Genomic DNA, 21,745 nt, shown 5'->3' with positions numbered 1-21,745 from the left:
CGGTCCGGGCACGGCGGCCCGGACACGGCCTCAGTCGAGCTTCACGTTGGAGGCCTTCACCACACCGGCCCATCGCTTGGTCTCCGCGCTGACGAAGTCGCCGAAGGCCGCGCCGTAGAGAGTGGGCGTGTCGGCGCCGAGCGTCGTCCAGGCGTCCTTGATCTCCTTCGTGCCGTGGGCCTTCTGCAGTTCGGCGGTCATGCGGTCGATCGCCGCCTGCGGCGTGCCCTTGGGCGCCCACAGCCCGTACCAGGTGGCCACCTGGTAGGTCGGCACGCCGCTCTCGGCGACCGTCGGGATGTCGGGATAACCGGCGGCACGCTTCTCGCCGGCCACCGCCAGCGCCTTGAGGCGCCCCCCCTTGATGTGCGCTGCCGACGATCCGAGGCCGTCGAACATCACGTCCACCTGACCTGCCATCAGGTCCTGCAGCGCCGGCCCGGCGCCACGGTAGGGGATGTGCGTGATGAAGGTCTGGGTCTGCAGCTTGAACAGTTCACCGGCCAGGTGGTGCGAGGTGCCATTGCCCGCCGAGCCGTAATTCACCTTGCCCGGATTGGCGCGCACATAGGCCAGGAACTCCTTGACGTCCTTCACCTGCAGACGCTGCGGGTTGACGACGATCACCTGCGGCACGCTGGACAGCAGGGCGACCGGCACGAAATCGGCGCCGAGGTTGTAGTCGAGCTTGGGGTAGACCGCCGGCGCGATGGCGTGGTGCACCGCGCCCATGAACCAAGTGTAGCCGTCGGGCGCGGCCTTGGCCGCCAGCGTGGCACCCACGTTGCCGCCGGCCCCCCCCTTGTTGTCGATGATCACCTGATGGCCGAGCTGCTTGGTCAACTGCGCGAACAGCGGCCGTGCGAAGGCATCGGTGCCGCCACCGGCCGGGAAGGGCACGATGACCGTCACCGGCTTGGCCGGCCAGGCCTGCGCGAATGCCGGCTGCAGGCTGCCCGCCAGCAAAGCGGCCACCAGCATGGCAACGCTGGGCAGCAAGCGTGACAGGGCGAGGAAAGGGGTCTTCTGAAGCATGGCGTGTCTCCTGGTGATTCGCCTTATGTATGTCTAGATTATTTTTATGTATACATTAAACCCATCATCACATCTGTCGTCAACCCTGGTGGATGCCCTGAGGGGATGGTGGCATGCAAAAATGGGGTCATGAAGATATCGGGACAGCTACGCGATCTGATCGAGGAGCAGATCGCCACCGGTGAACTGGCACCCGGCAGCACGCTGGACGAGGCCACGCTGGTGGAACGCCACGGCGTCTCGCGCACCCCCGTGCGCGAGGCGCTGATCCAGCTGTCCGCCGAAGGCCTGATCGAGCTGCGGCCGCGGCGCGGCGCGGTCGTGGCCGCCATCGGCCCCGCCCGGCTGATCGAGATGTTCGAGGTGATGAGCGAGCTGGAGGCGATGTGCGGTCGCCTGGCCGCGAGGCGCATGACCGACAAGGAGCGCGCGGAACTCGTGCGCGCCCACCAGGCCTGCGAGCAGGCACGCTCCGACAGCGACCCCGAGGCCTACTACCTGTGCAACGAGCGCTTTCACTTCGCGCTGTACGAAGGCAGCCACAACGGCTTCCTGAACGAGCAGGCGCAGTCGCTGAACCGCCGACTGCGGCCCTACCGCCGCCTGCAGCTGCGGGTGCGCAACCGCATGAACACCTCGTTCGCCGAGCACGATGCCATCGTCCGTGCGGTGCTGGCGGGCGACGCCGAGGCGGCGGCCAACACCTTGCGCGCGCATGTGGTGGTGCAGGGCGAACGCTTCGGCGACCTGCTGGCCTCGCTCGCCGAACTCGCGCCCGCCGCATCCTGAGCCTGACGCGATACCCCGGCATCGCGCAGGACCGGACCGCGCCGTGAAACCACGCCCACCGTCCTACGTCGGCCGGTTCGCGCCCTCCCCCACCGGCCCGCTGCATGCCGGCTCGCTGGTCGCGGCGCTGGCGAGCTGGCTGGACGCGCGCGCCCACGGCGGGCGGTGGCTGGTGCGCATCGAGGACGTGGATACGCCGCGCTGTGTGCCCGGCGCCGAGGCCGAGATCCTGAGCCAGCTCGATCAGCTGGGCCTGCACCCGGATGCGCCGCCACTGCGCCAGAGCGAGCGTGGCGCGCTCTACCAGGCGGCGCTCGATCGCCTGCAGCAGGACGGCATGGCGTATCCGTGCGCCTGCACGCGGCAACAGATCGTCGCAGCGAACGCGGCCCGCGGCCTGCTGCCCTCACGCCACGCCGAACTCGTCTACCCGGGCACCTGCCGGCCCGAGAACGGTGGGCTGCACGACCGCAGAGCCCGGTCCTGGCGGCTGCACCTGCCCGCGGCGGCGCTCGTGGACTGGCACGATCGGCGACTGGGTGCGCAGCGGCAGGCCGTCGATCGGGCCGTCGGCGATTTCGTGCTGCGGCGCGCCGACGGTCTGTGGGCCTACCAGCTTGCGGTGGTGGTGGATGATGCGGCGCAGGGCGTGACCCACGTGGTGCGCGGCGAGGACCTCGCCGACAACACCGCCCGCCAGATCCTGCTGCAGCGTGCGCTCGGCCTGCCGACACCGCGCTACCTGCACACGCCGCTGGTGCGCGCGCCTGACGGCGAGAAGCTCAGCAAACAGCATGGCGCGCCCGCCCTTCACCTGTCCGACCCGGCGGCCACGCTGGCGACGGCCGGGGCCGTTCTGGGCTTGACCATGCCGCGAGACCGCTCGGTGCGCGCGTGGCTGGATCGCGCCGTCCTGGCCTGGCGCGCGGCTCACGCAGCGCCGGACTGAAGGTGAAGATCGAAGCCCGGGTAGCGTCCGCCGTGTAGGAATCGGACTACACGCTCAACCGTCCCGCGCTGACGCGACGCCCCCTTCGGCTCCGATAACATCAAAAGACACATGGTGGCGGCAGCGATCCTGCGGCCCCATTCACTCCTGCCTTGCATTTCATGCCATCGCGTCGCGTTTTCATCGTCGAAGACAGCCCGGTCATCCGGGCCAATCTCATTGATACCCTTGAAGAATTGACGCCGGTTTCCGTGGTCGGTTGGTCCGACGGCGAGGCAGGCGCGCTCGCCTGGCTCGCCGAACACCCCGACGGCTGGGATCTGCTGATCGTCGACCTGTTTCTCAAGCAGGGTTCGGGGCTCGGCGTGCTGCAAGCGTACAAACATCGCCCTCCGGAGCGCAAGCTGGTGGTCTTCAGCAACTACGCGACGATCGACCTGCGCATGAAATGCATGGAGCTGCGCGCCGACGCGGTGTTCGACAAGTCCAACGAGATCGACGGCCTGATCGACTTCTGCAGCCATCTGCCCGATGGCGCGCAGGCCGCATCCGTGGCGTGAAACGCCGGGCGCCGCTGCGCCCGCTATTGGATCAGGCCGTTCTTCAGCGCGTAGTAGGTGAGGTCGCTGTTGGACGCGAGCTTCATCTTCTCCATGACCCGCGTGCGGTAGGTGCTCACCGTCTTCACGCTCAACGAGAGACTCTCGCCGATGGCCCCGATGGTCTCGCCCTGCGCCAGGCGCAGGAACACCTGCAACTCGCGCTCGGACAGCTGCTCATGAGGCAATCCTTCGGCCTTGCCGCCACCCAGCTGATCGGCCAGCAGCTCGGCCACGGCCGGCGTGATGTAGCGCCGCCCGCGCGACAGCGTGCGCACCGCGGTGAGGATCTCCTGAGGATCGCACTCCTTGTTCAGGTAACCGCTGGCGCCCTGCTTGAGCAAGGCGGTGGCGTAGTGCGTCTCGGGGTAGGAGCTGAGGATCAGCACCGGCAGCTCGGGCGCGCGCGCTCGGATGCCCGACAGCACGTCGACGCCGTTCTGGTCGGGCATCGACACGTCGAGGATCAGCACATCGATGCCGCCGGCGCGCACCAGGTCCATCGCCTCGCGGCCGTTGGAGGCTTCGGCGACGACCTGCAGATCCATCTGCTCGGCGAGATACTGGCGCAAACCGGCACGCACGATGGCGTGGTCATCGACGATCGCAACTTTGATGGACATGGACTTCGCTGATCAGGGCCGCGGTGCGAACGATTCTAGGTCGCCCGTGGTGACCCGTGCATCCTGCACATCCTCATCCGTCGGCGATCACGCCGAGCCTCACGCATGACACGCACTCGCTTGTGGCGCAAGTCCGCCCTCAGTTTTCCGCTCGCGCTGCTGGTGGCGCTGGCACTGCTGCTGATCAGCGAGACCTCCTACCACCGCTCGCTGGCAGCCATCCAGGAGACCAACGCCGCCGTCGAGGCGCGCATCCACGTCGGCCGCGTGCTGCGCTACATGGTCGATGCCGAGACCGGCCAGCGCGGCTACCTGCTGACCGGCAAGGAAACCTACCTCACGCCCTACCGCAACGCGGTAACCCAGATCAAGGAGCTGCTGCCGTCCCTGTCGAGGTACTACGCGGCCCACCCCGCGCAGCTGACCGACTTCGAGACGCTGGCGCGCGCCATCGAGAAGAAGCTGTCGGAGATGTCCGAAACGATCCAGCTGCACCGGGAGGGCCGCGAGGACGCCTGGCGCAGCCTGCTGCAACTCGACGTCGGGCTGGAGATGCAGCAGACGATACGTGTCGTGGTCGATCGCCTGATCGGCGTGGAGATGCAGCGCCTGGCGGATCACCAGTCGCAAGTGAAGCAGACGCTGTTGATCAGCCGGCTCGGCGTGGCGGCCATGACGGTGCTCAGCGTGCTGGCGTTCTACTTCTACCTGAAGCAGACGCGCGAGCTGGGCCTGGAGCGCGAACGCCGGCGCGCGGCGCTGCAGGCCGAACGCGACCTGCTCGAGTCGCAGGTGAACCAGCGCACGCACGAACTCACCGTGCTCGCGCGCCACCTGCAGACCGCGCAGGAAAGCGAACGCAGCCACCTGGCACGCGAACTGCACGACGAACTCGGCGCCTTGCTGACCTCGGCCAAGCTCGACGTCGCACGGCTGCGCACGCACCTGCCGACCGTGACCCCCGAGGCCGCGAAGCGGCTGGCGCATCTCAACGAGGCGCTCAACAGCGGCATCGCGCTCAAGCGCCGCATCATCGAGGACCTGCGGCCCTCGGCACTGGGCCACCTGGGCCTGACCGTGTCGCTCGACATCCTGACCCGCGAGTTCGGCGAGCGCTCCGGCATCGCCGTCCACACCGACTTCGCGCCGGTGAAGCTCGGCGACAGCGGCGACCTCACGATCTACCGCTTCGTGCAGGAAGCGCTGACCAACATCGCCAAGTACGCGAAGGCCAGGCAGGTCGACGTACGGCTGAGCGCGATCGGCGACGAGGGCGTCGAGATCTCGGTGACCGACGACGGCAGCGGCTTCGATCCGGAGCGTGTGCGCAGCGGCGCTCACGGTCTGGCCGGCATGCGCTTCCGTGTGGAAGCCGAGGGTGGAGAGATGAGGGTCGAGTCACGGCCCGGCGAGGGCTCGCGCCTGAGCGCGCGACTGCCGAAGCGTCCCCCTCCACCGGACGAAGGCAACGAGCTCGCCACCTGAGCGGGCGCGTGAGCGCCGTCCTACAGCGACGTGCTGTGGCGGACGACAGCACCCGGCGGTGGCGTCTCATAGGTCGATCGCGGCCCCCCTTCTACATTGAGGCTTCGGTCCGGCGCGATTCCCGCGCCGGCCTCCCGGCCCACCGGGAGCCGTCTCAACAGAGGAGCCTTCCATGCTGCACTATGCCGTCGTCTTCTTCATCATCGCGCTGATCGCGGCCGTCTTCGGTTTCGGCGGGATCGCTGCCAGCGCGGCCGGTATCGCCAAGATCCTGTTCTTCGTGTTCGTGGTCCTCGCCGTCGCCAGCTTCCTGTTCGGCCTGATCCGCAAGGGCTGAGGTCCACCGTACCAGCACCGTCCTTCGCGCCGCAGAGGCGCATACTCTTCTCCACAACCTCGCAAGGAGTTGCCATGTCCACCCCCCGCACCGCATCGATCCAGCCCCAGGTCCAGCAGGCCGCCGACGCCGCCAACCGCCTGGCCGACAGCGCCGAGCAGACCGTGAACGGCGTGCGCGAGCGCGTGATCCCGGCGGCGGTTCGCCTGGCGAACCAGGCCGAGGATCTGGCGCATCGCGGTTACGACGCGGTGCGCGACCGCACCGTGCAACTGCGCGAGCGCGCGCTCGACGCCAGCGACCGTGGCGTCCGCTACGTGCAGGAGGAGCCGGTCAAGGCGGTCCTGATCGCCGCAGCCGCCGGCGCCGCGCTGATGGCAGTCGCGCAGTTCCTGTCGCACCGTCGCAGCGACCGCCGCTGATCCGAGCTGCCGGGCACCATGCTGCCGCTGCTCCGCGTGCTGGCGAGCGAGCCCGACGCCCTGGTCGAGCACGCGGCGGCGTACGCGGATCTGGCGAGCGACGAGCTGCAGGAGCTGCAGGCCCATTGGGTGCGGCGGCTGCTGTGGCTCGCCGTCGCCGCGGTGGCCGGCCTCGCGGCATTGCTCCTCGGGGGCATGGCCCTGATGTTGTGGGCGGCGCTGCCGGCGATCGACGCCGGCCGTGTCTGGCTGCTGTGGGTGGTGCCGCTGGTGCCCGGCCTCGTGGCGGTGTTCGGCCTGCTTGCCGCACGCCGCATCGATGCGCGGCCCGCTTTCGGCAACCTGCGCGCGCAACTGCGCGAGGACATGGCGATGGTGCGTGAAGGCCTCGCGCCGTGAAGCCCGAGGCCGCGCCCGTCCCCCCCGAGGCGCTGACGCCCATCGAGCGCCTGGAGCGCTCGCGCGCACGGTTGCGCAAGACTTGGGTCGGCAAACGCCGCGCGCCGCGGCGCGACCCGCAACGATCCTCCGCCGAGACGAGCCCGAACGACGCAGGCGCTACCGCGCCCCAGGCTGGCGACGACAGCACGCTCGACGTGCTGGTGTCGATGCTGACGCGCTGGTGGGAGCGCCATCCGCTGCACCAGGTGTTCGACATCGCCGCCGAGGTCGCGGCACCGGCAGCACGCAGCATCGTCGGTCCGCTGGCCGAACGCCATCCGCTGCGCCTGGTGGCGCTGGCAGCGGGGGCCGGTGCGCTGCTGATGGTCGTGCGGCCGTGGCGCTGGCTTCCCCAGGCTGCGCTGTCTTCGGTCCTGCTTTCGGCACTGTGGCCCCGCGGCGGCCCGTCGCGCTGGCTCAGCGCCGGGGGCCTTGCGACTCTGCTGGCGAACGGTGACCTGAGCCGGCTGCTGGCGAGCCTGGCCGGACAGGCCGCGGACGGCTCGATCTCGGATCGCGACGGACCGGAAGCTCCGGAGCAGGCGTCGGCGGCTGCGGTGCCCCCCACAGCCGCAGCGACGGCCACGGCCCCTGCGGCCGCCAACGATCCCGCCCCCGCCCCCCGCGGCGACGCCGCAGACCCACCTCCCCCAGCCGCCGCCGCAGCGCGCTGAAGCCGCGCGTGCCGAGGCACGCGTCCGTCGGACCGACCCCTTCCTGTCTTGCCCGCCTCGCGGCCGTTCTCCAACCCGGGGCGGTGCTCTCGCCTGCAGGCACGCACGACACCGAAGGTGCAACGCACGCACGCCGGGATGGCGCCGCGTCCTACAGGCCGTCGCGCCGGCTGCTGATACCTCGCGAACGCTCCGGTTTCTACAGTGTGGTCAACGGTGCAGGACGGCACCGATGCTCTCGACACCGATGCCGTTCACACCCCAACGATCGCCGACCCCACCATGAAATGCCGAACCCTTCTCCTCACCGCGACGAGCCTGCTGATCGCCAGCACGGCTTCGGCGCAGGCCGGGTTCCCGGATCCGGGCGCTACCTCGATCGGCACCTGGTACGCCGTGCTGATCGCCGTGTTCGCCGTGCTGATCGGCGTGGGCCTGGTCAGCAGTCAGCGGGACCAGCGGGACACCCACAAGCGACCCGAATCCCAGGGTCGCTCCGATACCAGGCCCCCGCACAGCGGCAGCACGGATGCACGGACCCTGCGCCGCAGCAAGAACGAGGATCAGTGACGCCGACCCCACCAAGGAGCTTTCGATGAACGACCCGAGCATTCGCCCTCTGTGACTCCAAGACATCCTGCGTGACGAGGAAGAGCACGCGGACGAGAAGAAGGACCTGCCGGAAGGCGGCGTCCCGCTCGCGACAACCCCTTCCACCCCAAGACCTCAGGAGAAACCACCATGAACTTCCGCACCCTGCTCATCGCGGCCGCCACGGCCACCACCCTCGTCGTCACCAGCGGCTGCGCGGTGCAGCGCGGCCAGTCGACCGTCGGTCAGTACATCGACGACACCACCATCACGACTTCGGTGAAGGCCAAGCTTGTCGAGGACAAGACCGTCGACGCCAGCGCCATCAGCGTGGAAACGCTGAACGGCACCGTGCAACTGTCGGGCTTCGCCAAGACGCCGACAGAAAAGGCCCAGGCCGAAGTGCTGGCGCGCCGCGCCAACGGCGTGAAGGACGTGAAGAACTCCATCGTCGTGAAGGGCTGACCGGCCCTTCATCTTTCCGCAACCCACCTGAAGGAGATCCACACATGAACTGGGACCGCATCGAAGGCAACTGGAAGCAGCTCAAGGGCAAGGCCAAGGAGCAATGGGGCAAGCTGACCGACGACGACTTCGACGTCATCGCCGGCCGCCGCGACCAGCTCGCCGGCAAGATCCAGGAGCGCTACGGCGTGGCCAAGGACGAGGCCGAGAAGCAGGTGTCGTCGTGGGAACGCAGCGCCAAGGACGACTGGTTCACCGACGGCGGCAACTCGCCTCGCCACTGACCCGTCGATCCAGGGGCGCCACCGCCCCCCGCGTTCCAGGACCGACATCCGCGAGCGCAGCGGCCCGGCCTCCCAGAGGCCGGGCCTTTGTCGTTCAGAGCCTGCACCACTTCATTCAGAGTGCGAGGAAATGCTCGCGGTAATAGGCCAGTTCGTCGATGGACTCGTGGATGTCCGCCAGCGCGGTGTGCGCCTGGGCCTTCTTGAAGCCGTCCAGGATGGCCGGCTTCCAGCGCCGCGCCAGCTCCTTGAGCGTGCTGACGTCGAGGTTGCGGTAGTGAAAGAAGGCCTCGAGCGCGGGCATGTCCTTCGCGAGGAAGCGGCGATCCTGGCAGATCGAGTTGCCACTCATCGGCGACTTGCCGGCCGGCACATACTCCTTCAGGAACTCGATCACCTGCCGCTCCGCGGCGGCCTCGTCCACGGTCGAGGCCTTCACCCGGTCGATCAGGCCGCTGCGGCCGTGCGTGCCCTTGTTCCAGGCGTCCATCGCGTCGAGCACGGCATCGCTCTGGTGCACCGCAAACACCGGGCCCTCGATGCGCACCGTCAGGCCCGGGTCGGTGACGACGACCGCGATCTCGATGATGCGGTCGTTGAGCGGATCGAGCCCGGTCATCTCGAGGTCGATCCAGATCAGGTTCTGCTCGCTCTTGGCAAGCGGGGAGGAGGCGGTGGCGGTGTCGGTCATGGAGGGATCCTTGCTAGCTGCGGATTGTCGGTCAACACGTACACTGATCCACCATGACGACAAGCGTCCTGACCGTGCTTTTCGCGGCTTTCCTGGTCGGCTCCCTGCTGCTGCGGGTCTGGCTCGCCAGCCGCCAGATCCGCCACGTCGCCACCCACCGCCACAGCGTGCCGGCGGCCTTCCAAGCCACCGTGAGCCTGCCGGCCCACCAGCGCGCGGCCGATTACACGCTCGCCAAGCTGCGCCTGGGCCTGCTGACCACCGCCTTCGGCGCCGCGGTGCTGCTGGGCTGGACGCTGCTGGGCGGACTCGATGCACTGAACGGCCGGCTGCTCGCCCACGCCCGGCCCGCGCTCGGCGATCTGGGCTACCAGCTCTCACTGCTGGCGGCGTTCGCGCTGATCACCGGACTGATCGACCTGCCCTTCGAGGCCTGGACCACCTTCCGTCTGGAGCAGCGCCACGGCTTCAACCACACGACGCCCGGGCTGTGGCTGGCCGACCAGGCCAAGGGCGTGCTGGTGGGCGCGCTGCTCGGGCTGCCGATCGCTGCGCTGATCCTCTGGCTCATGGGCACAGCCGGCGCGGCCTGGTGGCTGTGGGCCTGGGCCGTGTGGGTGGTCTTCAACCTGCTGGTGCTGGTGCTCTACCCGACCGTCATCGCGCCGCTGTTCAACAAGTTCCAGCCGCTCGAGGACGGCGCGTTGAAGGCGCGCGTCGAGTCCCTGATGGCCCGCTGCGGCTTCGCGGCCAAGGGGTTGTTCGTGATGGACGGCAGCCGCCGCTCGGCCCATGCCAATGCCTACTTCACCGGCTTCGGCGCCGCCAAGCGCGTGGTGTTCTTCGACACGCTGCTGTCCAAGCTGTCGCCGCCCGAGGTGGAGGCGGTGCTGGCGCACGAGCTGGGCCACTTCAAGCACCGCCACGTGACGAAGCGCATCGTCGCGATGTTCGCGCTGAGCCTGGCCGGCTTCGCGCTGCTCGGCTGGCTGTCGCAGCAGGTCTGGTTCTATGCGGGTCTGGGCGTTCGGCCCAGCCTCGACGCGCCGAACGACGCGCTCGCGCTGCTGCTGTTCCTGCTGGTCGGCCCGGTGTTCAGCTTCTTCGTCACGCCGCTGTTCGCCGGCCTCTCGCGCCGGCACGAGTTCGAGGCCGACGCCTACGCCTGCGCGCAGACCAGCGCCCGCGATCTCGGCGGCGCGCTGCTCAAGCTCTACGAGGACAATGCCTCGACGCTGACGCCGGACCGGCTCTACGTGCGCTTCTACTACTCGCATCCGCCGGCCTCGGAACGGTTGGCCGCGATGGGAGCCCTGGCATGACGAAGCTGTCCGAACAACACTGCCTGCCGCAGACCGAAGGTGCCATGACGCCCTACGAGATCGGCAAGCACCTGCAGACGGTGGTCGGCTGGTCGCTCGTCGAAGGTTCGATCGAGAAGACCTACAGCTTCGCGAACTACCACGAGACCATCGGCTTCGTGAACGCGGTGGCCTGGATCGCCAACCGCGAGGACCACCACCCCGATCTCGCCGTCAGCTACGACCGCTGCGCGGTGCGCTTCAACACCCACTCGGTGGGTGGCATCTCGCTGAACGACTTCATCTGCGCGGCGAAGCTCGACGCCCTGCTCACATGAAGCGCAAGGGGCGCGCTTGACCCGTCCGGTCGAGCTCGACCTGGGTCTCGTGGTGGCCGGGCACGGCCGCCACTACATTGTCGAGACGCCCGAGGGCCGCCGCCTGATCTGCCATCCGCGCGGCAAGAAGAGCACGCTGGTCGTCGGTGACCGCGTGCGCTGGCTGCCGGTCGGCGGCGACCAGGACGAAGGCGTGATCGAGCACCTGGAGCCGCGCCGCAACCTGCTGTTCCGCCAGGACGAGTGGAAGACCAAGTCCTTTGCGGCCAACCTCGACCAGTTGCTGATCTGGCTCGCGGTCGACCCGCAATTCAGCGAGTCCCAGCTCGCGCGCGCGCTGATCGCCGCCGAATCGGCCGGCATCGACGCCACCATCGTGCTCAACAAGACCGACCTGCCGGACGCCGAAGCACAGCGCGCCCGCCTCGCCCCCTACCGGGCGATGGGCTATGCGGTGATCGAGCTGTCGCTGAAGCACGCGTTCGACGCCGCCTCCGGCGCGCTGCACGCCCTGCTCGCCGGGCGGACCACGCTGGTGCTCGGCCCGTCGGGCACCGGCAAGAGCACGCTGATCAATGCGCTGCTGCCGGACGCACGGGCGCAGGTGGGCGAGATCTCGCAGGCACTGAACTCCGGACGCCACACCACCACCAGCACCCAGTGGTACTGGCTGGACCGCGAGGCGCACAGCGCGCTGATCGATTCGCCCGGCTTCCAGGAGTTCGGCCTGCAGCAGATCGAGGCCCAGCAACTGCCGGCCTACATGCCCGACCTGCGCGCCCACGCCGGCGGCTGCAGGTTCTACAACTGCAGCCACCGCCACGAGCCGGGCTGCGCGGTGATCGCCGCGGTCGAGCGCGGCGACATCAGCGCCAGCCGCTGGCGCATCTACGGCGACTTGCTGGACGAGAGGGCGCGCACGCGCTGGTGACGCACCGGCGCCGCCTTCAGACCATCGAGAAGCCTTCGTAGCCCTTCGCGACGATGTCCTCGCAGGTGGCCTTGTAGGCCGGGAAGCCGCCCAGGTACAGCAGGATCTGCCGCGGCTTGCCCGGCACGTTGGCGCCCATGTACCAGGAGTCGGCGTGCGTGAAGAGCGTCTGGTTGCCGACGTCGGTGACGTGCTGGCACCAGAAGTCCTCGATCGCCTGCGTCGGCTCGATGGCGGCGCGGCCGGCCTTGCGCACGTCCTCGATGGCGCGCACGATCCATTCGACGTGGTATTCGTTTCCGAGGATCATGTTGAACAGCACCGACGGGCTTCCCGGGCCGGTGGTGATGAACATGTTCGGGAACCGGGCGCTCATGATGCCCAGCGCCGTGCGCGGCCCGCCCTTCCACTTGTCGCCCAGCGCCTCGCCGCCGCGGCCGCGGATGTCCATGTTGCACAGCGTGCCCGTCAGCGCGTCGAAGCCGGTGGCCGTGATCAGCGCATCGAGTTCGTGGAAGCGACCGTCCTGCGTGGTGACGCCACTGGCGGAGAACTTCTGGAACGGCGTGGCGCGAAGGTCGACCAGCGTCACGTTGTCGCGGTTGTAGGTTTCGTAGTAATCGGTATCGGCGCACAGGCGCTTGGTGCCGAACGGGTAGCCCTTGGGCACCAGCATCTCGGCCACCTTCGGGTCCTTGACCTTCTGGCGGATCTTGCGGCGCGCGAACTCGGCGAGCGTCTCGTTGGCCCGCGGATCGACCAGCAGGTCGACATACGAGGTGTAGAAGCTCAGGCCACCCATCGCCCAGCGGGCCTCGTATTCGCGTTCGCGCTCCTCGGGCGTGGCGTCGAGCGCCCGGTTCGGGTTGATCGGGAAGCGTGAGATGCCGAGGATGGAGTTCCATTCGCGCCGGCGCAGGTCGGCGTACTCGGCCTTCTGGACGCGACGCTGCTCGTCGTCGAGCGGATGGTTCCAGGCCGGGATGCTGAAGTTCGGCGTGCGCTGGAACACCGTCAGGTGCGCGGCCTGCTTCGCGATGTGCGGGATCGCCTGGATACCCGACGAGCCGGTGCCGATGATGCCGACGCGCCGGCCGCCGAAGTCGACGCCGCCGCGCGGCCACGCCGCGGTGTGATAGCACTCCCCAGCGAAGTCGTCGATGCCCTCGACATCGACCTGCTTGGGCGTCGACAGGCAGCCGGTCGCCATGATGCAGAACTGGGCCGAGACCGTCTCGCCGCGGTTGGTCGTCACCGTCCAGCGGTTGATCTTCTCGTCGAAGTGCGCCGACGTGACCCGCGTCTCGAGCTGGATGTCGCGCCGCAGGTCGAAGCGGTCGGCGACGTGGTTGATGTACTTCAGGATGTCGGCCTGGTCGGCATAGCGCGCCGGCCAGTCCCACTCCTGCTGCAGCTGCTCGTCGAAGGAGTAGGAATACTCGATGCTCTCGATGTCGCAGCGCGCGCCGGGATAGCGGTTCCAGTACCAGGTGCCGCCGATGCCGTCGCCGGCTTCATAGACCCGCACCGAGTAGCCTTTCTTGCGCAGCAGGTGCAGTGCATAGAGGCCGGCGAAGCCAGCCCCGACCACCACGACGTCGAGCGTCGCCCGCGCGTCGCGGCCTGTCGAACCCGAGGAGGAGCTTGCCTTGTCCATTGCTGATGTCCCTTTCCTTGTCGGTCACTCGGCAGCGCACATGGCGCGTCGATCTGGAACGGATCATCGCGATGCGTGCCGCCGGCCGCCCCCACCCGCAGGCTAGTTTTTGGCCGATGCACGGGCTAGTGGTTTCCCGTAGGCCTCGGCACAACGGCGGGCCGAAGGGGTTTGCACCGCAGCAAAGCGCAGTCTGCATAGGCAGAATCTCGGCGCCGACATCGCCCCCGTCTCTCCTCCGGTCTCCCGCCCTTGAAGATCGCCGTACCGGCCGGCTTCGTGCCGCTGCCGCTGAACCACAAGATCCTGCCTCCGCGCGCGCACCGCCATGCGGTGGAGCGCAGCGCGCTGCTCGCCCGGCTGTTCCGCGATGTCGCCGAGCGGGTGGTGGTGTTCCAGGGCCCTGCAGGGCACGGCAAGACCAGCCTGATGCTGCAGGCGCAGGCCGCCAGCGCGAGCGGCGGCGCCCTCACCGGTTGGCTCTCGCTCGACGAGAGCGACAACGACATCCGCCGGCTGCTCGGCCACCTGCAGGCGCTGCTGAGCGTGCTGGGTTCGCAGTCGCCGACCCCACCGAACGAGGACTACGCCGGAAGCGCCGGCACCATCACCCCGCGGTCCGACTGGCTGATCGGCCGGCTGCTCGAACTGGGACGGCCAGTGGCCCTGTTCCTGGACGACCTGCACGCGATCACCGACCCGGGCGCGCTGCGGCTGCTGCGCGAACTGATCACGAACGCGCCCGACCGCATTCGCTGGTTCCTGGCGAGCCGCGTCGTGCCCGAAGTCGGCCTGCCGCGGCTGGTGGTGGGCGACGAGGCGCTGGTGGTCAGCGCCGAGGACCTGCGCTTCTCGCGCGCGGAGATGCGCCACGTGTTCGACGCCGACCGCGGCCTGAGCGTCAGCGACACCGAGCTCGACGCCATCTTCCGCGGCACCGAGGGCTGGCCCGCAGCGGTGCAGCTGTACAGGCTCGCGCTGGGCTCGGCCTCGGTGCGTCACTCGCTGGCCAGCGGTTGCGGCGGCGCACCGCGCGAGGTGGCCGACTACCTCGCCGAGAACGTGCTCGGCCAGCAGGCGCCGTCGGTGCAGGACTTTCTGCTGCAGACGTCGGTGCTGTCGCGCATGTCGGCCGCGCTGTGCGACGACGTGCTCGGCCGCAGCGACGGCCAGGACGTGCTCGCCTCGCTCGAACGCGACGGGCTGTTCGTGCGGCGGCTGGAGTCGGGCGAAGGCTGGTTCACCTACCACGCGATCTTCGCGAACTTCCTCCAGGAGCAGCTGGCGCGCACGCAACCCGAGCGCCGGGTCGCGGTGCACCGCCGTGCCGCGGCCTGGTTCGAGTCGCAGGGCCAGCTGGAAGAAGCGCTGCACCACCACCTGAGCGCCGGTGACGACGACCGCGCCTGCGAGGTCTTCGACCACTGGTCCGACGTGCTGGTGCCGGATGGTCACTTCGCCACCGTCGACCGGTGGTCACACCGCCTGCCGGCCGATGCCGCCGTGCGGCGGCCGGGCATCGCGGTCAAGTTGTCTTGGGCCTTCACGTTCCTGATCCGGCACGAGCAGCTGGCGCCACTGCTGCCGGTGCTGCGCGCCAACCTGGCACGACGACTGATCGAAGGCGACCCGCGGCTGGCGCTGTCGATGGCCGCCGTCCTGCAGGACGATCCGGCCCGCGCGCTGGAGCACGTGGCGCATACCGAGCACCGAGAGCCGACGTCCAACCGCTTCCGCAATTTCGAGCTCGCCGCCGGCCACAACGTGCGCGGTTTCGTCGGCATGATGCGCGGCGAGTTCGGCCCGGCGCTGCACAGCCTGGCGCAGGGCCGCTCGCTCAGCGAGCGCTCGAACGCGACCTTCACGCTGGCCTACTCGCTGGTGCACTCGGGCCTCACGCTGGTGGCGCAGGGGCAGTTGCCCGAAGCCGTGGAGCACCTGCGGGGCGCGATCTCCGACCGGCGCATGGTGCTGGAGGAATCGGTCTCCAAGGCCTGCCTGGCCTGTGCGCTGGTGATGGCGCTCTACGAAGCCGACCAGACCGGCGACGCGCTGGCGCTGTTCGAGCAGTTCCACGACATGATCGTCGAGGCGTCGCTGCATGACTACCTGGTGGTCTGCTATCGGGCGGTCGCCCGCATCCGCGACCAGCGCGGGGAGCTCGCGCTCGCGCTGGAGACTCTGGAAGAGGCCGAACGGCTGAGCTACAACGGCCGCTGGCCGCGCGCCGTGCAATTGATACAGGGCGAGCGGGTGCGCCGCGAACTCGTCGCAGGCCGCGTCGATCGAGCGCAGACGCTCGCCGCCCGCCTGCAACCCGAAAGCCGCAGCGACACCGACGACTGGGTGCGGTTCTCGGAGGAGACCGACGGCCCGCGCATCGGCCGCATCCGGCTCGATCTGCATGCAGGCCGCGCGGCCCAGGCGCTCGACGAGATCGGCGCCTGCCTGGCGGCCGCTCAGCGCCAGGGGCGCGTGCACCGACAGATCCGGCTGCAGACGCTGGCTGCGCTGGCGCACCACAGTCTGGGTCAGACGCGGCCGGCGCACCGCTGCCTGCAGTTGGCGCTGGAACTCGCGGCGCCCGGCCGATACGTGCGCATGTTCCTCGACGAAGGCCCGGCACTGGCGACGCTGCTGCGCGCCCATGCCAACCTGCCGGCCGCGGCCCCCGAGAACGGCGCCGAGGCCCGCGCCCTCCTGGGACGACTGATCGAGATCAGCGGTACAGAGCCCGCCCCAGCGGACACCCCCTGGCGCGCCGCTGCCTTGGAGCCCCTCACCAAGCGCGAGCACAAGGTGCTCGCGATGCTGGTCGACTACCTGTCGAACGAGGAGATCGCCAGTGCGCTATGCGTGAGCCGCGACACCGTGAAGTTCCACGTCCGCAACATCTACTCGAAGCTGGGCGTGAAAACGCGGCTCGAAGCCATCCGCGTCGTGAAGACATCGGACGCCACGGGCCGCTAGCGCCGCTTCACTTGGCAGGGCCGGGATTGGCCTTCAGCCAGACTTCCATCTCCTCTGGCGACACATAGCCGTCCTTGTTCGTGTCGATCTGGGTCCAGTCGCGCCCACCGGTTGGCTGGGCCGCGGACTTGGCCTGGGTCGCTTTGGCTTCCGGCTTGGCGGCCGGCGCGTTCTGCGCCAGCGCGACGGAAGTGCCCAGCATCGGGCCGATGGCGATGATCAGGGTGCGCAGCAGGCTCATGCAGGTCTCCTCTTGAAGGGTTGCAAGAAGTTGTCCGATCGGTCGGACAGCGGTTCGGCAGCAAGGCGCCGAACCTCAGACTGACAAAAAACTGACAGCGTGGAAATGGGAAAAATTCCTGTCCTTTCCGACCGAGCGCCTCTGCAGAAAGAAAAAAGGCTGCCTTTCGGCAGCCCATCCCGGAAAGCGCCTTGCGGCACTCAGCGACCGTCGCGTGATCCGAAGCGCGAAGCGCCCTCACGGCGCCCACCGCCGAAACCGCCGCCCGACGAGCGGCCGCTGCGGCCCTGACCGTGACGCTGGCCCGGCAGCGGCTTGGCCGGACGCGGACGCTGCGGCGTGGGCTCCAGACCGACGATCACGCTGGCTTCGATCGGCTGGCGGGTGAAGGCCTCGATCGCACGGATCTTGCCGCGCTCGCGGTGCTCGGCGATGGTGATCGCGGTACCGCTGCGGCCGGCCCGGCCGGTGCGGCCGATGCGGTGCACGTAGTCTTCAGCCTTCATCGGCAGGCCGAAGTTGATGACGTGGCTGATGCTCGGCACGTCGAGGCCGCGCGCCGCCACGTCGGTGGCGACGAGCACGCGCACATGGCCGTCACGCACGTTCTGCAGACGACGGTTGCGCACCGCCTGAGGCATCGCGCCGTGCAGCGCCACGGCCGAGTGACCCTGCTGCTGCAGCGCCTCGGCGATGGCCTCGGTATCGACCTGGGTGCTGGCGAACACGACAGCCTGGTCCACTTCGGCATCGCGCAGCCAGTGCTCCAGCAGCGCCTGCTTGTGGCCCATGTTGTCGGCCCAGTGCAGGGTCTGGGTGATGTCGCTGTGCACGTCGTGCGCGGTCGCCAGTTCCAGGCGGCCGGGCGAGCGCATCAGCTTGCTGGCCAGCGCCATGATCCGCGGCGCGAAGGTGGCCGAGAACATCATGGTCTGGTCGCGCTGGGCAGTGGCGTCGGCGATCGCCGCCAGGTCCTCGGCAAAGCCGAGGTCCAGCATGCGGTCGGCTTCGTCGACCACCAGCACCTGCGTCGCGTCGAGGCGGATCTGACCACGGCTGTGCAGGTCGAGCAGGCGGCCGGGAGTGGCCACGACGAGTTGGGCGCCGCGCAGGTCGAACAGTTGCTTGCCGAACGGCATGCCACCCACCACGGTGGCGATGCGCAGGCCACGCGCCGCGTCGCGCAGCGGATGCTGCTTGGCTTCGGCCCTCAGCGCTTCGCCCACGCCGCGCATCAGGTCGATCGCATCGGCTGACACCTGCTGCGCGAGTTCGCGGGTCGGGCACAGCACCACGGCGCGCGGCGTGGCGACGCGGGTCTGTTCGGCGGCGCCGGCATTCAGCAGACGGTGCAGCATCGGCAGCAGGAAGGCCGCGGTCTTGCCGCTGCCGGTCTGGCTGCTCACCATCCAGTCGCCGCCCTTCAGGGCGGCGGGGATGGCTTGTTCCTGCACGCGGGTGGGCGCAGTGAAACCGAGCTGGGTCACTGCATGCAGCAGCGGAGCGGCAAGACCAAGGGATTCAAAATTCGAAGCAGTCACGAAGCATCCCCGCCGGGTTGCCGGCGGGTCCGTCATCGCCGCATGCAGAGATGCGGCAGGTTGGTCCAAAACACATCGACCAACAGACGGACTGCACTGGGTGCAATGGCCCCGATGGGAAACGGGTGGGGCCGGACTGGTGACGATGCACTGACCCTCGGGGCCCGCGGTGCGGGTGAGGGAGGCCGCTTTTTGCAGCGCAGCAAGGATTGTCGCACATCCCGCCTGCCCGTGCCGAATTCGGGCGCGCATGTCGCCGGGTGGACAGGCCGCCGGCGGGCACTTCCTACAATCGAATCGCCTCTTCCCACCACTCCCTGCCTGTCCTGCGATGACGACCTTCCCGTTCCTCGAAGCGCTCGGCCACGGCATCACCGCGATCGACACCGGCTTCATGCGGCCTCGCTTCGATGCGGCCTATCTCGTCGTCGAAGGCGGCCATGCCGCCTACATCGACAGCGGCATCAACGACGCGCTGCCGCGCCTGCTGGCCGCGCTCGACGTGCAGGGCCTGGACCGCGGCGCGGTCGATTACGTGATCGTCACCCATGTGCACCTCGACCACGCCGGCGCCGCCGGGCTGCTGATGCAGCAGTTGCCGAACGCCCGGCTGGTGGTGCATCCGCGCGGCGCGCCGCACATGATCGACCCGAGCACACTGGTCGCGGGTGCCAGCGCGGTGTATGGGGCCGAGGAAGTGGCCCGTACCTACGGCACGGTGCAGCCGGTGCCGGCCGAGCGCGTGCTCGCCAGCCACGACGGCATGGTGCTCGACCTGGCGGGCCGGCCGCTGCTGCTGATCGAGACGCCCGGCCACGCGCGACACCACCATTGCATCTGGGACGAGCGCAGCCGCGGCTGGTTCACCGGCGACACCTTCGGCCTGTCGTATCCGGAGTTCAGGACCCCGGGCGGTCGTTACGTCCTGCCGACGACGACGCCGGTGCAGTTCGAACCCGGGCCCTTGAAGACCTCGATCGCGCGCATGCTCGAGAAGCGCCCGGACTGCATGTACCTCACGCACTACAGCCGCATCGAGGAGGTCGAGTCGTTCGGGGTCCAGTTGTTCGAGCAGATCGATGCGATGGTCGCGCTCGCGCGTCCCCTCGCGAGGGCCGACGATCGCGATCGGCGACTACGCCACGGACTGGCGCAGCTCTATCGCCGGAGACTCCGGGCGGCCGGCAGCGTGCTTTCCGATGCGCAGATCGACGAGTTGCTGACGGTGGATGTCGAACTCAACGCGCAAGGCCTCGGCGTGTGGCTCGATCGCGAAGCGCGCAACGCACAGGCGCCCGCCCCCGGCGCACGCTGAACGCCGGCGGCAGCCCCTCCGTGACGGACCTCACGGAGGCCATGGGGGCAACGCTCCCCATATTGCGCCGCATCAAATGGCGGAGGCGACGCACTGCCGATGATCCGGTGCACACATCGATGCGCCAGAGGATCCCATGCGCCTGAACACCCCCGTGACCGCCAGCGAATACCCCTTCCCGGCCGGCGAGACCCTGGTCTCGACGACCGACCTGAAGGGGCGCATCACCTACTGCAACCCGGCCTTCATCACGGTCAGCGGCTACGCACGGGAAGAACTGCTCGGCCAGCCGCACAACATGATCCGCCACCCCGACATGCCGGAGGAGGCCTTCCGCGACATGTGGGCCACCATCGCCTCCGGCCAACCGTGGTCGGCGCCGGTCAAGAACCGTCGCAAGGACGGCAGCTGCTACTGGGTGATCGCGAACGTCACGCCGCTCATGAGCGGCGACCAGCCGACCGGCTACATGTCGGTGCGCACGGCCCCGGATCGCGCCGATGTCGAGCGTGCCGAGGAACTCTATGCAGTGATGCGTGCCGAGAAGGCCGCCGGACAACTGGTTCACCGTTTCGACGCCGGCCGCCTGCAGGTCGACACCTGGGTGGGCCGCCTCTCGAATGTGCTGCGCCTGCCGGTTCAGGTGAAGCTCGGTGTCGTCGCCGCGCTGCTGGGATCGGCCGGCTTCGTGACGGGTGCGGCCGTCACCGGCGGCAGCCTGCTGCAGTGGCCTGCGCTGGGCCCGGCGCTGACGGCCACCGCCACGCTGCTGCTCTGCTCGGTGGCCGCCGCCACCTACTTGAACCGGATGACCATCGCTCCGCTCGCACGGCTGGTGCAGTTCGCCAATCGCATGGCCGCCGGCGACCTGACGCAGAAGATCGACAACGAACGCCACGACCTCGTCGGCCAGCTCACGAAAGGGCTGAACCAGTTGAACGTGAACCTGCAGTCCATCGTGCGCGACGCGCGCAACGAGATCGAGCAGATGCGCGTCGTCACCGGCGAGATCGCCTCGGGCAACCAGGATCTCTCGGGACGCACCGAATCGCAGGCGAGCAGCCTGCAGGAGACCGCCGCCTCGATGGAACAGATCACCGGCACCGTGCGACAGAGCGCAGATTCGGCTGAGCAGGCCACGCGCCTGGCCACCCAGGCCACGGCCGTGACCCAGCGCAGCAGCGACGCGGTGCAGGACGTGACCCGCACGATGGGCGAGATCAGCGCATCGTCGCAGCGCATCGGCGAGATCATCCAGGTGATCGACGGGATCGCGTTCCAGACCAACATCCTCGCGCTCAACGCCGCGGTCGAGGCCGCCCGGGCCGGTGAGCAGGGACGCGGCTTCTCGGTCGTGGCCTCCGAGGTGCGGGCGCTCGCGCAGCGCACTTCGTCGGCGGCGAAGGAGGTCAAGCAACTGATCGAGGACTCGGCCGCCAAGGTCGACACCGGCAGCCGCCTCACCGACGCGGCCCGGTCGACGATGGACGACGCCTTGCGCACGGTGCAGCAGGTCGGCCAACTGATCAGCGAGATCAGCCACGGCGCGCGCGAGCAGCTGACCGGCATCTCGCAGATCAACGAAGCGGTCACGCAGCTCGACACGATCACGCAGCAGAACGCCGCGCTGGTCGAGCAGATGGCAGCCTCGGCGGTGTCGCTGTCGCAGCAATCGGGCACGCTGGCGGAAACGGTGAAGGTGTTCCGCCTCGATGGGAGCGCATCGGCCACCCCCGACGCGGTGGCGTTGCGCCGCTCGATGAAGCAAGTCGCCCGCGCCGCCTGATCCGCGCGCAGTCGCCGCGCTGTGCCGCAGCGTCGGCCGGCACTAGGGCCTGTTGACGCTACCGGAGGGCTCACGTGACCCAGGAAACGGACGCCTTCAAGGCGCACAGCGCAGCCGAGGTCGGCCCCCGGCGAGCATGGGCAACGCCGAGGGCGCCCGTTTCCTGGGATCACCCTTCGGGCCCGTGCCGCGCAGGCCGCAGGGCGGCGTTGCTCAGTCGTTGCGTGCAACAGCACGCCGCCTCCCTCGCGCCTACCCCTGCGGCCTGCGCGGCACGGGC

General features: G+C 69.0%; 23 protein-coding genes. 17 read left to right on the top strand and 6 right to left on the bottom strand.

Features of this window, described 5'->3' with window-relative positions; translation table 11 throughout:
- Positions 1-30: 30 nt before the first annotated feature.
- Entirely contained in the window at positions 31-1,035 is a 1,005-nt protein-coding gene (locus C1M51_RS14345) for a tripartite tricarboxylate transporter substrate binding protein (RefSeq protein ID WP_129450767.1), read from the bottom strand.
- A gap of 129 nt (positions 1,036-1,164) precedes the next feature.
- On the opposite strand from C1M51_RS14345, the gene C1M51_RS14340 reads away from it, so the two are divergent.
- From C1M51_RS14340 to C1M51_RS14330, 3 genes are all read left to right on the top strand, one after another.
- Entirely contained in the window at positions 1,165-1,824 is a 660-nt protein-coding gene (locus C1M51_RS14340; RefSeq protein ID WP_036231936.1) for a GntR family transcriptional regulator, read from the top strand.
- Between the two features lie 43 nt (positions 1,825-1,867).
- Entirely contained in the window at positions 1,868-2,773 is a 906-nt protein-coding gene (gene gluQRS / locus C1M51_RS14335) for a tRNA glutamyl-Q(34) synthetase GluQRS (protein WP_207207757.1), read from the top strand.
- A 161-nt stretch (positions 2,774-2,934) separates the two neighbouring features.
- Positions 2,935-3,333, top strand: a complete 399-nt coding sequence (locus tag C1M51_RS14330) for a response regulator transcription factor (protein WP_129450765.1) — start codon at positions 2,935-2,937, stop codon at positions 3,331-3,333.
- A 23-nt stretch (positions 3,334-3,356) separates the two neighbouring features.
- Here the strand turns inward: C1M51_RS14330 and C1M51_RS14325 are convergent, their stop codons facing one another.
- On the bottom strand, positions 3,357-3,995 hold the full coding sequence (locus C1M51_RS14325) for a response regulator transcription factor (protein WP_011830484.1): 639 nt from the start codon (positions 3,993-3,995) through the stop codon (positions 3,357-3,359).
- Between the two features lie 105 nt (positions 3,996-4,100).
- Between C1M51_RS14325 and C1M51_RS14320 the strand changes: the two genes are divergently transcribed.
- The 8 genes from C1M51_RS14320 to C1M51_RS14285 all read left to right on the top strand — a co-directional run bounded on the left by C1M51_RS14320 (position 4,101) and on the right by C1M51_RS14285 (position 8,694).
- Positions 4,101-5,480 carry a CHASE3 domain-containing protein gene (locus tag C1M51_RS14320; protein WP_129450763.1) on the top strand — a complete coding sequence of 460 codons (1,380 nt, stop codon included), beginning with the start codon at positions 4,101-4,103 and terminating at the stop codon, positions 5,478-5,480.
- A gap of 172 nt (positions 5,481-5,652) precedes the next feature.
- Positions 5,653-5,817, top strand: a complete 165-nt coding sequence (locus C1M51_RS14315; protein WP_011830486.1) for a DUF1328 domain-containing protein — start codon at positions 5,653-5,655, stop codon at positions 5,815-5,817.
- 74 nt (positions 5,818-5,891) lie between these two features.
- Positions 5,892-6,239: a hypothetical protein gene (locus tag C1M51_RS14310; protein ID WP_011830487.1), complete on the top strand. Its 348-nt coding sequence runs from the start codon at positions 5,892-5,894 to the stop codon at positions 6,237-6,239.
- Positions 6,240-6,257: 18 nt separating this feature from the next.
- Positions 6,258-6,638, top strand: coding sequence for a hypothetical protein (locus C1M51_RS14305; RefSeq protein WP_129450762.1), 381 nt, complete (start codon positions 6,258-6,260; stop codon positions 6,636-6,638).
- Positions 6,635-7,354 (top strand): hypothetical protein, encoded by a 720-nt coding sequence (locus tag C1M51_RS14300; protein WP_129450760.1) that lies wholly within the window; start codon positions 6,635-6,637, stop codon positions 7,352-7,354. Before C1M51_RS14305 ends, C1M51_RS14300 begins: the two co-directional genes overlap by 4 nt.
- A 216-nt stretch (positions 7,355-7,570) precedes the next feature.
- Complete coding sequence (locus tag C1M51_RS14295) at positions 7,571-7,924, top strand: hypothetical protein (protein WP_129450758.1); 354 nt, start codon at positions 7,571-7,573, stop codon at positions 7,922-7,924.
- 171 nt (positions 7,925-8,095) lie between these two features.
- Positions 8,096-8,410 (top strand): BON domain-containing protein, encoded by a 315-nt coding sequence (locus tag C1M51_RS14290; protein WP_129450756.1) that lies wholly within the window; start codon positions 8,096-8,098, stop codon positions 8,408-8,410.
- A 44-nt stretch (positions 8,411-8,454) separates the two neighbouring features.
- Positions 8,455-8,694, top strand: coding sequence for a CsbD family protein (locus tag C1M51_RS14285; RefSeq protein ID WP_011830492.1), 240 nt, complete (start codon positions 8,455-8,457; stop codon positions 8,692-8,694).
- 115 nt (positions 8,695-8,809) lie between these two features.
- Here the strand turns inward: C1M51_RS14285 and orn are convergent, their stop codons facing one another.
- A complete protein-coding gene (gene orn / locus C1M51_RS14280) occupies positions 8,810-9,385 on the bottom strand; it encodes an oligoribonuclease (protein WP_129450754.1) in 576 nt (191 codons plus the stop codon).
- Between the two features lie 53 nt (positions 9,386-9,438).
- Here orn and C1M51_RS14275 point away from each other — a divergent pair, with 53 nt between their 5' ends.
- The 3 genes from C1M51_RS14275 to rsgA are packed head-to-tail and all read left to right on the top strand — an operon-like array spanning position 9,439 to position 11,955.
- Positions 9,439-10,707, top strand: a complete 1,269-nt coding sequence (locus tag C1M51_RS14275) for a M48 family metallopeptidase (protein ID WP_129450752.1) — start codon at positions 9,439-9,441, stop codon at positions 10,705-10,707.
- Entirely contained in the window at positions 10,704-11,024 is a 321-nt protein-coding gene (locus C1M51_RS14270) for a 4a-hydroxytetrahydrobiopterin dehydratase (RefSeq protein WP_129450750.1), read from the top strand. Before C1M51_RS14275 ends, C1M51_RS14270 begins: the two co-directional genes overlap by 4 nt.
- A 16-nt stretch (positions 11,025-11,040) precedes the next feature.
- Entirely contained in the window at positions 11,041-11,955 is a 915-nt protein-coding gene (rsgA, locus tag C1M51_RS14265) for a ribosome small subunit-dependent GTPase A (protein ID WP_129450748.1), read from the top strand.
- 16 nt (positions 11,956-11,971) lie between these two features.
- Here the strand turns inward: rsgA and C1M51_RS14260 are convergent, their stop codons facing one another.
- The gene (locus C1M51_RS14260) at positions 11,972-13,612 is read right to left on the bottom strand and encodes an NAD(P)/FAD-dependent oxidoreductase (protein ID WP_129450746.1); all 1,641 of its coding nucleotides are present in this window, start codon (positions 13,610-13,612) and stop codon (positions 11,972-11,974) included.
- 252 nt (positions 13,613-13,864) lie between these two features.
- Between C1M51_RS14260 and C1M51_RS14255 the strand changes: the two genes are divergently transcribed.
- The gene (locus tag C1M51_RS14255; RefSeq protein ID WP_129450744.1) at positions 13,865-16,582 is read left to right on the top strand and encodes a LuxR C-terminal-related transcriptional regulator; all 2,718 of its coding nucleotides are present in this window, start codon (positions 13,865-13,867) and stop codon (positions 16,580-16,582) included.
- 7 nt (positions 16,583-16,589) lie between these two features.
- Here C1M51_RS14255 and C1M51_RS14250 read toward each other — a convergent pair whose 3' ends face one another.
- Positions 16,590-16,823, bottom strand: a complete 234-nt coding sequence (locus C1M51_RS14250) for a hypothetical protein (RefSeq protein WP_129450743.1) — start codon at positions 16,821-16,823, stop codon at positions 16,590-16,592.
- A gap of 200 nt (positions 16,824-17,023) precedes the next feature.
- Positions 17,024-18,310: a DEAD/DEAH box helicase gene (locus C1M51_RS14245; protein ID WP_409072611.1), complete on the bottom strand. Its 1,287-nt coding sequence runs from the start codon at positions 18,308-18,310 to the stop codon at positions 17,024-17,026.
- A gap of 385 nt (positions 18,311-18,695) precedes the next feature.
- Between C1M51_RS14245 and C1M51_RS14240 the strand changes: the two genes are divergently transcribed.
- The gene (locus C1M51_RS14240) at positions 18,696-19,679 is read left to right on the top strand and encodes an MBL fold metallo-hydrolase (protein ID WP_129450741.1); all 984 of its coding nucleotides are present in this window, start codon (positions 18,696-18,698) and stop codon (positions 19,677-19,679) included.
- A 136-nt stretch (positions 19,680-19,815) separates the two neighbouring features.
- Positions 19,816-21,465 carry a PAS domain-containing methyl-accepting chemotaxis protein gene (locus C1M51_RS14235; protein ID WP_129450739.1) on the top strand — a complete coding sequence of 550 codons (1,650 nt, stop codon included), beginning with the start codon at positions 19,816-19,818 and terminating at the stop codon, positions 21,463-21,465.
- Positions 21,466-21,745: the final 280 nt, after the last annotated feature.

The sequence above is a fragment of the Methylibium sp. Pch-M genome (assembly GCF_004136295.1).
GTDB lineage: Bacteria > Pseudomonadota > Gammaproteobacteria > Burkholderiales > Burkholderiaceae_C > Methylibium > Methylibium petroleiphilum.
Note: the sequence above shows the minus strand (reverse complement) of the source record. Positions and strands in the feature narration are given on the sequence as shown.